The sequence below is a fragment of the Bosea sp. RAC05 genome (genome assembly GCF_001713455.1).
Lineage (GTDB): Bacteria > Pseudomonadota > Alphaproteobacteria > Rhizobiales > Beijerinckiaceae > Allobosea.
In genome coordinates this window covers 1,898,557-1,911,273 of record NZ_CP016464.1, presented here as the reverse complement: position 1 = coordinate 1,911,273, position 12,717 = coordinate 1,898,557, and the positions used below count along the sequence as shown (strand labels likewise).

Below are 12,717 nucleotides of genomic sequence, written 5' to 3'. Positions count from 1 at the left end.
ACCAACACATCCGCCGCCGTCATCCCGGACCAGCCGCGAAGCGGCGCCGATCCGGGATCCATCGAAGGGCCTCGTACTCGACGATGGATTCCGGGTCTCCGCCTCGCTGCGCCCGGAATGACGGCCGAGGTTGATCGCAAGGGCACAGCGAGCCACCGATCCCATGACCACCGGCCTCCTCATCGTCCAGATCCTGAACGGCCTCCAGCTCGGCATCCTGCTGTTCCTGGTGGCCGCGGGGCTGACGCTCGTCTTCGGCGTCATGGACTTCATCAACCTGGCGCATGGCGTGCAGTACATGCTCGGCGCCTATCTCGCGGTGACCTTCGTCGGCATCACCGGCAGCTTCGTGCTCGGGCTGGTGCTGGCGCTCGCGGCCGCGCTGGTGATCGGGCTGGCGCTGGAGTTCCTGGTCTTTCGACATCTCTACGCCCGCGACCATCTCGACCAGGTGCTGGCGACCTTCGGGCTGATCCTGCTGCTGAACCAGGGCGTGAAGATGCTCTGGGGCGCCGCGCCGCTCTCGGTGCCGGTCCCGGCCTTCCTGTCGGGCAATGTCGCGCTGCTCGACGGCATCCTGTATCCGACCTACCGCTTCGCGCTGATCGGCTCAGGGCTCGCCGTTGGCGCCCTGCTCTGGTTCGTCGTCGAGAAGACGCGCACGGGCATGCTGCTGCGGGCCGGCGCCTCGAATGCGCCGATGGTGTCGGCGCTCGGCGTCGACATCAACAAGCTCTTCATGATCGTCTTCGCCTTCGGGACGATGCTGGCGGCCTTCGCCGGCGCGATGGCGGCCCCGATCCTTTCGGTCGAGCCGGGCATGGGCGACAACATCCTGATCCTCGCCTTCGTCGTGATCGTGGTCGGCGGCATCGGCTCGATCCGCGGCGCCTTTGTCGGGGCGCTGATCGTCGGCCTTGTCGACACGCTCGGGCGCTCCTTCATGAACGACCTGCTGCGGCTGTTCATGAGCGCTCCTTCGGCGCGGGCGGCGGGCGCGGCCCTGTCCTCGATGCTGATCTACCTGGTCATGGCGATCGTGCTGTTCGTGCGGCCCGAGGGGCTCCTGCCCTCGAAGGGCCGGGCATGAGCGAGGCCGCCACGACCCTGCCCGCCGCGACCGGGCCTGCGGCGCCCCTGCCCGCCCGGCGCCTCCCGCTGGTGCCGATCCTGCTCTTCGGGCTGCTGGCGCTGCTGCCGCTCGCGGTCTCGCTCGGCCTGCCCTCGCACTGGCTGACGCTGGTGACGCGGGCGATGATCTTCGCCATCGCGGCGCTCTCGCTCGACCTCATCCTCGGCGTCGGCGGGCTGGTCTCCTTCGGCCATGCCGCCTTCGTCGGAATCGGCGCCTATGCGACCGGCATCATGATCACGGAGGGGCTGGCCGAGAGTCTGCTGATCCTGCCGGTGGTGCTGGCCGCCTGCGGTCTCTTCGGGCTGGTCACGGGCTATGTCTCGCTGCGCACGCGCGGCGTCACCTTCATCATGATCACGCTGGCCTTCGGGCAGATGGTCTACTTCCTGGCTCAGGCGCTGTCCGCCTATGGCGGCGACGACGGGCTGACGCTCTACCAGCGCAGCACGGTGCTGGGCTTCGATGCGTTCCGCAGCCGCACCGGCTTCTTCTACATCGTGCTCGGCGTGCTCCTGGCGTGCTACCTCCTCGTCCGCGTGATCGTCGCCTCGCGCTTCGGCCGTGTCCTGCGCGCCGCGCGGGAGAACGCCACGCGCGTCTCCGTCACCGGGTTCCAGGTCGCGCAGGTGCGGCTCGTCGCCTATGTGATCAGCGGGCTGATCGCGGGCCTGTCCGGCTTCCTGCTCGCCAACCAGACCGAGTTCGTCAGCCCGGCCTTCATGTCCTGGCCGCGCTCCGGCGAGCTCATCTTCATGGTCGTGCTCGGCGGCGTCGGCTCGCTGCACGGCGCCATCATCGGGGCGCTCGCCTTCCTCTTCGCCGAGGACATCCTCGCCGGCTGGACCGAGCACTGGAAGGTCATCTTCGGGCCGATGATCGTGCTCTTCGTGCTGTTCACGCGCGGCGGGCTGGTCGGGCTGATGCGCAAGCTCGGGGCCGGCCGCGATGACTGAACCGGTTCTGGTGCTCTCCGGACTCCAGAAGGCCTTCGGCGCGCTGAAGGTCACGGACGGAGTCAGCCTCTCCGTCGCGCCGGGCGAGTTGCACGCGCTGATCGGCCCCAACGGCGCCGGCAAGACCACGCTGGTCCACCAGATCTCGGGGATGCTGCGGCCCGATACCGGCAGCATCCGCTTCCGCGGACAGGACATCACGGGCTTCTCGCCGGAACGACGGGCGCGCGCCGGCCTTGCCCGAACCTTCCAGATCACCTCGACGATCCCCTCGCTCTCGGTGCTGGAGAATGTCGCGCTCGGGGCGCAGGCGCGGGCGGCCCATCCGCTGGCGCTGTTCCGCAACGCGGCCCGGGACGAGGCGCTGAACGCGCCGGCCTGGGCGGCGATCGAGGCCGTCGGCCTGACCGAGCGCGCCCATATCCTGGCCGGGCGGCTGTCGCATGGCGAGAAGCGCGCGCTCGAGATCGCGATGGCGCTGACATTGGAGCCCGCCGCGATCCTGCTGGACGAGCCGCTCGCCGGCGTCGGCCGCGAGGAGGGCGAGCGGCTGATCGCGCTGCTGGCGAGCCTGAAAGGCCGCTACGCCATGCTGCTGGTGGAGCACGACATGGAGGCGGTGTTTGCGCTCGCCGACAGCGTCAGCGTGCTGGTCTATGGCCGCGTCATCGCCTCGGGCGAGCCGGCGGCGGTCCGGGCCGACCCGGCGGTGCGCGAAGCCTATCTCGGCGAGGAGGGCTGACCGCCATGCTGATCGTCGAGGGGCTCGATGCCGGCTATGGCGAGGCGCAGATCCTGTTCGGAGTCGATCTTTCGATCGGCGAAGGCGAGGTGGTGACGCTGCTCGGCCGCAACGGCATGGGCAAGACCACGACCATCCGCGCGATCATGGGGCTGATCCCGCCGAAATCCGGCCGGGTCAGCGTCGCCGGGCGCGATCTCACCGGCGCGCCCGCCTTCCGGATCGCCCAGGCGGGCATCGGCCTGGTGCCCGAGGGGCGCATGATCTTCCCGACGCTCTCCGTCGAGGAGAACCTGATCGCCACCGCGGCCAGCCGTTTCGGCAAGGCCCGCTGGGACATCGAGCGGATCTACGCCTTCTTCCCGCGCCTGAAGGAGCGCCGCGCCAACCGCGGCAACCAGCTCTCGGGCGGCGAGCAGCAGATGCTGGCGATCGGCCGGGCGCTGATGACCAACCCGCGCCTGATCATCCTCGACGAGGCGACGGAGGGGCTGGCGCCGATCATCCGCCAGGAGATCTGGGCCTGCCTCGCCGCGCTCAAGGCCGAGGGCGAGTCGATCCTGGTGATCGACAAGAACGTCGATGCGCTGGCCAAGATCGCCGACCGCCATGTCGTGCTGGAGAAGGGCCGCGTCGTCTGGCGCGGCAGCAGCGACGACCTGCGCAGCGACAGCGCGGTCAAGGACCGCTTCCTGCATTTCTGACGAGCGAGGACATCTGCGATGAAGCCACTGACCGCCGGCGTGACCCGGGCCAATGAAGGGCTCGATTCGATCTCCTGGAACATCCTCGGCCAGACCTATGTGCCGAAGTCGCTGAGCGAGGAGTCCTTCTCCTGGCACGCCACCTTCCCGCCCGGCACCTTCGTGCCGCCGCACATCCACACGACGCAGGACGAGTTCATCTACATGCTCGAGGGGCGGCTCGACCTCGTCCTCGACGGGGCCGAGAGCCATGCCCTGCCGGGCGACCTGATCCGGCTGCCGCGCAATGTGCCGCACGGTCTCTTCAACAAGAGCGATGCGCCGGTGAAGTGCCTGTTCTGGGTAGCGCCGACGGCGCGGCTCTACGACCTGTTCTGGGGCATCCACTCGATGGCGGAGCAGAATCCGGCCGATGTCGTGGCGCTCTCGGCCAAGCACGAGGTCGACTTCCTGCCGCCGCCGCCCGACGGCGCCTGACGCCGACGGGGTAAGGTTAAGCAGAGGTAAAGGCTGCACCGGCGGCCGGTTTGCGGCAGTTTCGCCGGCAGCTCGCCTCCGATCCCTGGGAGGCCCTTTGCAGGAGCCTGCCGATGATCGCCGATCGCCGCCTCCAGACGCGCAGCCGCCTCCACCAGCCGGCTCGGCTCGTGTTCAACGGCGAGCAGTCGGTGCTGGCCTGCACCGTGCGAAATCGGTCGCAGACCGGCGCGATGGTGCGGATGGCGGACTGGATCGAGCTTCCGGACACCTTCGAGCTCGACATCCCGGCCGGTGACAGCCGTCGCGTCCGTCAATGCTGGCGGCGCGGCGACGATGTCGGGGTCGCCTTCCTGACGCCCGATGAGACCCGGCCGAGCGAGGTCATCTCGCTGGCGGAAGCCCGTGCCCGCAGGGCCGGCCGCAGCGATCCGGGCTGAGCCCGCCGTCTTTCGCGCATCCGGGCGACTGATCGTTAAACATTGAAAGAGCCGACGGCTGCAGCGCAGCGCGGGCTCTGGCATGGTCCCCTCGAGGCGGCATGGGCCACCCGATGAAGACGGCCGGGATCGAGCCATGACCACGCAGCGGCGCCAGACACCACGGCTGCGCTCTCTTCTGGGCGCGCGAGCGCTGTTCACCCAGAAGCGCGCGACCCTGGATTGCGTCGTCCGCAACATTTCCGACGGGGGCGCCCTCATCGTGGTGCCGGACACGGTGCTCCTGCCCGCCGAGTTCGAGCTCGAGATCGCCCAGCGCCAATGCTGCTACCGGGCCCATGTCCGCTGGCGGACGGGCACGCACATCGGTGTGTCCTTCGAGTCCGAGACGGTTCCGGAGACCGCAAGCCCTGCGGAAACCGACGTTGCCATGCGCCTGCGCATGGCCGAGCGGGACAATGCCCGCATGAAGAGCCGCATCCAGCAACTGACCGAAGCCGGCTGACAGCCAAGCCTGGGATTGCCGCCGCGCCGGGAGCAGCGGCGGACCCCGGCTCGCGCGCCGCCGGGTCGTTAAGGTTAACCCCAGGTTAAGCCGGCCCCATTCCCTGATCGCTGTTACTGTTTATCGTAGTAATCAGCATGACGTTAGGGAACTCAATACTATGATTGTCGAGCGACGAAAGAAACAACGCCTCCGATCTCTGCTTGGAGGCCGCGTCAGTTTCAACCAAAAGAACTGCACACTCGATTGTGTCGTCCGCAATGTTTCAGACGACGGAGCCCTGCTGGTGATCTCCGACTCCATCGCGCTGCCGATCGCCTTCGATCTCGACATCGCGCGCCATCAGCGCGCCTATGTCGCGCGGATCCGCTGGCGCGACGGCGAGCGCGTCGGCGTCGCCTTCGAGGCCCCGTCCAGCGGCGAGATCGTGCCGCTCGACATGGCACGACGCCTGAAGCACTGCGAACAGGACAATGCCCGGCTGAAGAGCCGCATTCGGCAACTGACCGAAGCCGGCTGAGCCGCTCAGCTCCGCCGGGCGAGCTGCTCCTGCGAGAACCCGGCCTTGCCGGCATAGGACTTCACGATCGCCTCGCGCTTGGCATAGCTCAGGACCCGCTCGACATCGTCGAAGCCGTTGGGCGCGAGTTGCTCGACCGCGTCGATGACACGCTCGGGCCCGCCCTTGCGGTTCAGCGCCACGATGTCCGCCGTCGCCGGCAGGCGCTGGGCCTCATAGGCGGCGAGCGCGTGGCGCGGGTGCTCCGAACGGACCAGCCCGTCAGCGAGGCAGCGGGCGTCGAGAATCGCCTGGGAGGCCCCGTTCGAGCCGACCGGATACATCGGATGGGCGGCATCGCCGAGCAGCGTGACGCGGCCATGGGTCCAGCGCGGCAACGGGTCCCGATCGCACATCGGGTAATCCCAGAATCCGGGGCTCGCCTGGATCAGCCCGAGAATGTCGACGCCGGGCACGGTGAAGCGGCGCGCGAAGGGCAGCACGTCCTCGAGCCGCCCGGGCTTCGACCACGCCTCCTTCGGCGGCGGCTTGGCGGGATCGCCGGTGCGGATGTTGACGACCCAGTTGGTCAGCCGGGTCTGGGCCGTCTTGCCCTTGGCGATCGGGTAGAGCACCAGCTTGCCGGCCATGCCGCCGGCGACGATCATGCTCTCCCCATCGAGGAAGACCGGCCAGTCGCAGGCGCCGCGCCACATCTGGACACCGTTCCAGCGGGGCGGCCCCTGGTCGGGAAAGTAATGGGCGCGCACCATCGAGTGGATGCCGTCGGCCGCGACGAGGATATCGCCGCGTGCCGTCTCGCCCGTCTCGCCCCGGCGCGAATCGGCGAAGTGGGCGGTGACGCCGCCCTCGTCCTGGATGAAGCCCTGCAGACGTCGGCCGGTCCGGACCGCGCCCTCGCCCAGCCGCGCCACGACGGCGTCGCGGATCACGGCCTGGAGGCGGCCGCGATGGATCGAGAACTGCGGCGTCGGCGAACCCGCATGCAGGCCGCGCGGCTCGCGCCAGACCGTCTGGCCGAAGCGATTCATGTAGACCAGTTCGCGGGTGCGGATCGCGACGGCGTCGAGCGCCGGCAGCAGGCCCAGATCGGCCAGTTCGCGAATGGCGTGCGGGAGGGTGTTGATCCCGACACCGACTTCGCGGATCTCGCTGGCCTGCTCGTAGACGACAGCGCCGATCCCGCGCGCCTGCAGCATCAGCGCGAGCGTCAGGCCGCCGATGCCGCCTCCGACGATGATGACCTTCATGGCGCGTCCCCAGACCCTCGATTATTTCAAGCTTGAAATAACAGGCGCGACCTTGTCAATCGCACGGGATCGAGACGCCCTTTGGTTGCGCCGACGCCACAATGCGCGGAACGAATGCGAATTCTGTGCGTATCTAGCGGCGCGGGCATCGCCTTTCGACGGTGGTCGTGGCAACTGCCGCAACCGCATCGCGCCGCCTGCGGCCTTCGCGCTGCGTTTTCGGACGAGCCGGACGACCCTTCGCGTCGCGTGATGCCCCACAACGCTCCCCATGGAGGATTTCATGACCAAGAATGAACTGATCGCCGCCATTGCCGACGAGACCGGCAAGTCGAAGACGGACGTCTCCGCCATCCTGGCCTCGCTCGGCACCGTCGTCGCGAAGACCCTGAAGGCCGGCGACGACATCACGCTGGGTGGCGTCGGCAAGTTTTCGGCCGCCAAGCGCGAGGCTCGCGAAGCCCGCAACCCCTCGACCGGCGCCACCATCAAGGTCCCGGCCAAGACCGTGGTGAAGTTCAAGGTCACCAAGGATCTCGCCGACGCCGTGGCGTGATCGCCCCTGCCCTGCCGTCGTTCCGCGCCGCTCGCCGGCCGGAACCACGGCCGGGTCCGGCTTGACCCCGGCGCGGGGCGCGCCAGAGTAGCGCGATGTTCCTGCGACTCTTCACCGATCTGCGGGCCGCCAAGGTCCCCGTCACGCTGCGCGAGTATCTCGCGCTGCTCGAGGGTGTGGAGGCCGATCTGGCCGAGCACCGGGTCGAGGATTTCTATCACCTCGCCCGCTGCTGCCTGGTGAAGGACGAGCGTCATCTCGACCGCTTCGACCAGGTCTTCGGACAGGTCTTCAAGGGCCTGGAGACGCTGGGCCAGGCGGTCGAGGCGCAGGCCATCCCCGACGAGTGGCTGCGCAAGCTCGCCGAGAAATACCTCACCGACGCCGAGAAGGCGCAGATCGATGCACTCGGCTGGGACAAGCTCTTCGAGACGCTGAAGCAGCGCCTCGCCGAACAGAAGGGGCGCCACCAGGGCGGCTCGAAATGGATCGGCACCGCCGGCACCTCGCCCTATGGCGCCTATGGCTACAATCCCGAGGGCGTCCGCATCGGGCAGGACGGCAACCGGAATTTCCGGGCGGTGAAGGTCTGGGACAAGCGCGAGTTCAAGGATTTCGACGACACGCGCGAGCTCGGCGTGCGCAACCTGCGCATCGCGCTGCGCCGCTTGCGCAAGTTCGCCCGCACGGGTGCGGCCGAGGAACTCGATCTCGATTCGACGATCAGCGAGACGGCAAGGCATGGCTATCTCGACGTGAAGCTGCGGCCCGAGCGGCGCAATGCCGTGAAGGTCCTGCTCTTCCTGGATGTCGGCGGCTCGATGGACTGGCACATCGAACTGGCCGAGGAGCTGTTCTCGGCGGCGCGGGCCGAGTTCAAGCATTTCGAGCATTTCTACTTCCACAACTGCCCCTATGAACGGGTCTGGCGCGAGAACCGGCGCCGGCACGACCAGACGATTCCGACGCTGGAACTGCTGCGGACATATCCGGCCGATTACCGCGTCGTCTTCGTCGGCGACGCCTCGATGAGCCCCTATGAGATCGCGATGCCCGGCGGTTCGGTCGAGCACTGGAACGAGGAGGCCGGGGCGGTCTGGATGGAGCGGATCACCGGCCGCTTCCCGAAATCGGTCTGGCTCAATCCCGTGCAGCAGCATCTGTGGAGCTACACCCAGTCGATCCGGCAGATCGGCTCGCTCATGGGCGGGCGGATGTTCCCGCTGACGCTGGACGGTCTCGACGGGGCGATGAAAGTGCTGGCGCGCTGAGGCGTCCCCGAGGGGTGACCAGGTCACGCCAGCCACAGTTGATGCGTATATGATCAGGATATACAATCGTGGTCGATCTCAATCTCGTCATCGGCTTCGATTGGGATCAGGGAAACGAGCGCAAGAGCGTCGACAAGCATCATGTCAGTCAGGCGGAGGCGGAGCAGGTCTTCATGAACCAGCCGCTGCTGCTGGCAGAGGATCGGGAATACAGCGTTACAGAACACAGGCTCCGGGCGCTGGGCCGAACCGATGAGGGGCGTCATCTCTATGTGGTTTTCACATTGCGGAGAGACAGAAGCCTCATCCGCGTGATTTCGGCGCGTGACATGAACCGAAAGGAGCGCAGGCATTATGCCCAAGTCGCTTAAGAGGATCCCGACATTCCAAAGCGAGGCAGAGGAGCGGACCTTCTGGGAAACGCATGACTCCACGGACTATGTCGACTGGACGAAAGCGTCCGCCGTTCGCTTTCCCAACCTGAAGCCGTCCTCGACCTCGATCTCGATCCGGCTGCCCAACGCGCTGTTGGACAGCATCAAGATCGCCGCCAACAAGCGCGACGTCCCCTATCAGTCACTGATCAAGATATGGCTGTCGGAAAAGCTGGACGCGACGAAAAGCTGACCCCTTGAGGCGGAGAGGCCGCGACAAGCGCGGTTTGAGCGGCTATGGCTCGCGCCATGCAGCCGATTGCCGACGACGATACCCCTCCCCCATCCTGGCGCCAGCGGGCGAGACCCGTCGGTTTCGAGATCGCCTACCGGCTGGAGGGCGACACGCTGGTCGTCGACTCGACCCGCAAGGTCGACCGCGTGAGGTTGTCGGCGGTCGAACAGGTCCGGTTCGTCTATGCACCGAGCAATCTCAGCTCGAAGGGCTTCAAGACGCAGCTGCGGCTGTCCGACGGCAAGACCATCACCTTCGGCAACCTGTCCTGGCGCTCGCTGACCGACATGGACCGCGACGACACCGGCTACCACGCCTTCGTGAGCGCGCTGGCGGCCGCGATCGCCCAAGCCAACCCCCGCGCGCGCTTCGTCGCCGGCAAGCCGTCGCTGCTCTGGATCGCGCTGGCGACGGTCAGCGCGCTGTCCCTGCTGATGCTCGCCTTCTTCACCGGCCGCGCGCTGCTGCAGGGCGCCTATTCGACCGCCCTGCTCGGCCTGTTGCTGGCAGCGGCCTCCTATTGGCAGGTCATGCCCATGGTGACGCTGAACAAGCCGCGCGAACTCGCGCTCGGCGAGGTGCCTGATGACCTCGTGCCGGGCCGGCGCGCCTGACGCCGCTCAGCGGACGACCAGCACCGAGCATTTGGCCCGTCGCACGATCGACGAGGCGTTGGAGCCGATGACATAGGCGAGAATGCCGGGTTCGTGCGAGCCGATCACGACGAGATCGGCCCCGCTCGCATCGGCCTCGGCCAGAACCTCGCCATGCACCGAGCCGATCAGCACCTTGGCGGAAACCTGCGCCTCGGGGAGGTCGATCTTGGCGGCGATGGCGGCGAGCTTCGCCTCGGCATCCTCCTGCTGCTCGGCATCGAACCCCGCCGGCACGAACTCCATATAGGTGACCGGCACGAGCGAGCGGACATAGACCAGCCTGACGGCGCCGCCCGACGCCTTGGCGAATGAGGTGGCGGCGGCGATGGCGGGCTCGGCCATCTCCGGCTCGGCGATGTCGACGGGAACCAGAATCGACTTGTACATTTCGCTCTCCTCGCTGCTGCGTGAGCCATCCTAGGGCGCGCGACGGCCAGCGCGATGATCCAGCGCAAAGGCAAGCGTCCGCCGCCGCCCCCGATGCCGCGCTGGCGCGCCATGCACGGAGTCACGCTACCCAACATGGCCCGGCCATTCTAGAAGTGATGCCTTGCGGGCCTCGGCCCTGCGTTGCCGCGGTGATCTCCTCCGCACTCCCCGAACGGGCCCTGCGATGTCCGACACCGCCTCCCGGCCGACCGGCCCCGCCGCCCTCCTGGCGTCCCCCACCGTCTTCCTGATGACGCTGGCCTTCATCAACTGGCTCGGCTTCGCCAGCTGGAGCGCGCTGCTGAACAACTTCGCCAAGGAGGCGGCCGGCTTCTCCGGCGCCGATATCGGCATCCTGCAGTCCGTCCGCGAGATTCCGGGCTTCCTCGCCTTCACCGCCATCATCCTGTTCTGGTTCATGCGCGAGCAGATGCTGGCCTATGTCAGCCTGGTGACGCTCGGCATCGGCGTCGCGGTGACCGGCTACCACCCCACGCTGGGCGGCCTGATGCTGACCACGACGATCATGTCGATCGGCTTCCACTATTACGAGACGGCGCAGCAGTCGCTGCAGCTCCAGCTGCTGCCGAAGAAGGAGGCGCCGCGCCTGCTCGGCCGCATCGCCGGCGCCTCGGCGACGGCCCAGCTTCTGGCCTTTGGATCGATCGCGGTGGTCTGGCGGGTGTTCCAGCCGGGCTATATCGTGGTTTTTCTCGTCGCCGGCGGGTTGGTCGTGGTCCTGGCGCTGCTCGCCTGGCTGGTGTTTCCGCGGTTCGAGGGCACCGTTCCGCAGAACAAGGGCTTCGTGCTGCGCAAGCGGTACTGGCTGTACTACGCGCTGACCTTCATGTCGGGCGCCCGGCGGCAGATCTTCATGGCCTTCGGCGGCTTCCTGCTGGTCGAGCGCTTCGGCTACGACGTCTCGGCGACCGCGATGCTGCTGCTGGCGACCTATGGCATCAACACCTTCATGGGCCCGGCGCTCGGGCATCTCGTCGGCCGCGTCGGCGAGCGCGTCACGATCCAGCTCGAGAACGTCTCCCTGGTCGTGGTCTTCGTGGGCTATGCGCTGGCCAGCCACGGCCATTTCGCCGGCTGGGGCGTCTTCGTCGCAGGCGCGCTCTTCATCGTCGACGGGGTGTTCTTCACCCTCACCCTGGCGCAACGCACCTATTTCCAGAAGATCGCCGACCCGGCCGACATCGCGCCGACCTCGGCGGTGGCCTTCACGATCAACCACATCGCAGCGGTGTTCCTGCCGGTGACCTTCGGCCTGATCTGGCTGCGCGACCCGGCGATCGTGTTCTACATCGGCTCCGGCGTGGCGATCGTCTCGCTGGGCCTGGCGTTCCTGGTGCCGCGGCATCCGGCGCCGGGGGCGGAGACGGTGATGTCGCCCGCCCTGCCCGCTGCGGCCGAGTAGGACGGCCGGTCCGAGCGCCCGTTGTCAGCCCTGGCGCGACGGGGTGCGGACGACGAGGCCGTCGAGGTCGTCGCGCAGCTTGATCTGGCAGGAGAGGCGCGAGGTCGGCTTCACCTCGAAGGCGAAGTCGAGCATGTCCTCCTCCATCGGCTCGGGACGGCCTGTCTTCGCCGTCCAGGCCTCGTCGACATAGACATGGCAGGTCGCGCAGGCGCAGGCGCCACCGCACTCGGCCTCGATGCCCGGCACGCCGTTGCGGATGGCGACTTCCATCACCGTGGCCCCGGCTTCGCCCTCGACCGTCCGGCTCTCTCCGTGCGCGTCGATGAAGGTGACCTGCGGCATCTCGAACTCCAGCATGCGAGGGGACGCGCTCGCCTTAGAGCATTTCCAACCGGCGGGGAACGCCCTTTGCGCGATCCCGCCCTGCGGCGGATCGGTGCGGGCGCGCTGGCGCTCAGGCCGCGCTGTCGAAACGACCGATGACCGCGCGCGCCTCGGCCGCCGCGAGTGCGAGCGTGTCCATGGCCGCCTCGGTCCGTCGTGCGTCTGCCTCGGCGATCCGCTGCTCGATGGCGTCCGCCGCCTCGGCGACCTGCCAGGCTCCGACGGCCCGGGCCGCCCCTTGAGCGTATGGGCCGCGTCCATCCGGGCGCGCGAATCCTCGGCCTGGTGGATCGTGCGCAGATGATGGACGCATTGCTGGGCGAAGAGGGCGAGAAGCTCGCGCTCGAGATCGTGGTCGCCGCCGGTCTGGCGGGCGAGATGGGCAAGATCGATGGCTGTCTGGGGCATCAAAGGCTCGAAAATGGCGGTTCTGCCGGTTCGCGGCGACGGTCGGGACACGCTTCAGAAAGCGCCGTCATGGTGAACGAGGCGTTAACGACGTTTGTGAATCGGCACCGCAAACGGGTTCCCAACGCTATGAGCGTCAACTACCCTTCCAATTGGTAAATGATGGGCGCAGTGTTTCTCCCCCGGCCGGAC

General features: G+C 67.8%; 18 protein-coding genes. 15 read left to right on the top strand and 3 right to left on the bottom strand.

All coding sequences use genetic code 11. The annotated features are described in order from the left end of the window. The first annotated feature begins 163 nt into the window (after window positions 1–163). The 8 genes from BSY19_RS12485 (at window position 164) to BSY19_RS12450 (ending at window position 5,476) form a co-directional block, all read left to right on the top strand. Complete coding sequence (locus BSY19_RS12485; RefSeq protein ID WP_069054453.1) at window positions 164–1,090, top strand: branched-chain amino acid ABC transporter permease; 927 nt, start codon at window positions 164–166, stop codon at window positions 1,088–1,090. Next, window positions 1,087–2,088, top strand: coding sequence for a branched-chain amino acid ABC transporter permease (locus tag BSY19_RS12480; protein ID WP_069054452.1), 1,002 nt, complete (start codon window positions 1,087–1,089; stop codon window positions 2,086–2,088). The genes BSY19_RS12485 and BSY19_RS12480 overlap by 4 nt, the downstream gene beginning before the upstream one ends. After that, window positions 2,081–2,830 (top strand): ABC transporter ATP-binding protein, encoded by a 750-nt coding sequence (locus BSY19_RS12475; RefSeq protein ID WP_069054451.1) that lies wholly within the window; start codon window positions 2,081–2,083, stop codon window positions 2,828–2,830. Before BSY19_RS12480 ends, BSY19_RS12475 begins: the two co-directional genes overlap by 8 nt. A gap of 5 nt (window positions 2,831–2,835) precedes the next feature. Then, entirely contained in the window at window positions 2,836–3,534 is a 699-nt protein-coding gene (locus BSY19_RS12470) for an ABC transporter ATP-binding protein (protein WP_069054450.1), read from the top strand. 18 nt (window positions 3,535–3,552) lie between these two features. Further along, window positions 3,553–4,011 (top strand): cupin domain-containing protein, encoded by a 459-nt coding sequence (locus BSY19_RS12465; protein ID WP_066721362.1) that lies wholly within the window; start codon window positions 3,553–3,555, stop codon window positions 4,009–4,011. 113 nt (window positions 4,012–4,124) lie between these two features. Next, window positions 4,125–4,451: a PilZ domain-containing protein gene (locus BSY19_RS12460; RefSeq protein WP_069054449.1), complete on the top strand. Its 327-nt coding sequence runs from the start codon at window positions 4,125–4,127 to the stop codon at window positions 4,449–4,451. Window positions 4,452–4,587: 136 nt separating this feature from the next. Further along, window positions 4,588–4,956 (top strand): PilZ domain-containing protein, encoded by a 369-nt coding sequence (locus tag BSY19_RS12455; RefSeq protein ID WP_069054448.1) that lies wholly within the window; start codon window positions 4,588–4,590, stop codon window positions 4,954–4,956. Window positions 4,957–5,116: 160 nt separating this feature from the next. Then, window positions 5,117–5,476 (top strand): PilZ domain-containing protein, encoded by a 360-nt coding sequence (locus BSY19_RS12450; protein ID WP_083247564.1) that lies wholly within the window; start codon window positions 5,117–5,119, stop codon window positions 5,474–5,476. A 5-nt stretch (window positions 5,477–5,481) separates the two neighbouring features. On the opposite strand, the gene BSY19_RS12445 is transcribed toward BSY19_RS12450, so the two are convergent. Continuing rightward, a complete protein-coding gene (locus tag BSY19_RS12445; RefSeq protein WP_069054447.1) occupies window positions 5,482–6,726 on the bottom strand; it encodes a flavin-dependent oxidoreductase in 1,245 nt (414 codons plus the stop codon). Between the two features lie 283 nt (window positions 6,727–7,009). On the opposite strand from BSY19_RS12445, the gene BSY19_RS12440 reads away from it, so the two are divergent. The 5 genes from BSY19_RS12440 to BSY19_RS12420 all read left to right on the top strand — a co-directional run bounded on the left by BSY19_RS12440 (window position 7,010) and on the right by BSY19_RS12420 (window position 9,836). Next, on the top strand, window positions 7,010–7,282 hold the full coding sequence (locus tag BSY19_RS12440) for an HU family DNA-binding protein (RefSeq protein WP_069057048.1): 273 nt from the start codon (window positions 7,010–7,012) through the stop codon (window positions 7,280–7,282). A 95-nt stretch (window positions 7,283–7,377) separates the two neighbouring features. Beyond that, entirely contained in the window at window positions 7,378–8,553 is a 1,176-nt protein-coding gene (locus BSY19_RS12435) for a vWA domain-containing protein (protein WP_069054446.1), read from the top strand. Between the two features lie 68 nt (window positions 8,554–8,621). Further along, window positions 8,622–8,924 (top strand): BrnT family toxin, encoded by a 303-nt coding sequence (locus BSY19_RS27000; protein WP_083247563.1) that lies wholly within the window; start codon window positions 8,622–8,624, stop codon window positions 8,922–8,924. Continuing rightward, window positions 8,908–9,180, top strand: a complete 273-nt coding sequence (locus BSY19_RS12425; RefSeq protein WP_069054444.1) for a BrnA antitoxin family protein — start codon at window positions 8,908–8,910, stop codon at window positions 9,178–9,180. Before BSY19_RS27000 ends, BSY19_RS12425 begins: the two co-directional genes overlap by 17 nt. A 56-nt stretch (window positions 9,181–9,236) precedes the next feature. Beyond that, window positions 9,237–9,836 carry a hypothetical protein gene (locus BSY19_RS12420; protein ID WP_150129599.1) on the top strand — a complete coding sequence of 200 codons (600 nt, stop codon included), beginning with the start codon at window positions 9,237–9,239 and terminating at the stop codon, window positions 9,834–9,836. A 6-nt stretch (window positions 9,837–9,842) separates the two neighbouring features. On the opposite strand, the gene BSY19_RS12415 is transcribed toward BSY19_RS12420, so the two are convergent. After that, on the bottom strand, window positions 9,843–10,265 hold the full coding sequence (locus BSY19_RS12415) for a universal stress protein (RefSeq protein ID WP_069054442.1): 423 nt from the start codon (window positions 10,263–10,265) through the stop codon (window positions 9,843–9,845). 226 nt (window positions 10,266–10,491) lie between these two features. Between BSY19_RS12415 and BSY19_RS12410 the strand changes: the two genes are divergently transcribed. Next, window positions 10,492–11,730, top strand: a complete 1,239-nt coding sequence (locus tag BSY19_RS12410) for an MFS transporter (protein ID WP_069054441.1) — start codon at window positions 10,492–10,494, stop codon at window positions 11,728–11,730. A 24-nt stretch (window positions 11,731–11,754) separates the two neighbouring features. Here the strand turns inward: BSY19_RS12410 and BSY19_RS12405 are convergent, their stop codons facing one another. Next, window positions 11,755–12,075 carry a 2Fe-2S iron-sulfur cluster-binding protein gene (locus BSY19_RS12405; protein ID WP_069057047.1) on the bottom strand — a complete coding sequence of 107 codons (321 nt, stop codon included), beginning with the start codon at window positions 12,073–12,075 and terminating at the stop codon, window positions 11,755–11,757. Window positions 12,076–12,363: 288 nt separating this feature from the next. On the opposite strand from BSY19_RS12405, the gene BSY19_RS12395 reads away from it, so the two are divergent. Next, a complete protein-coding gene (locus tag BSY19_RS12395) occupies window positions 12,364–12,684 on the top strand; it encodes a hypothetical protein (RefSeq protein WP_150129598.1) in 321 nt (106 codons plus the stop codon). Window positions 12,685–12,717: the final 33 nt, after the last annotated feature.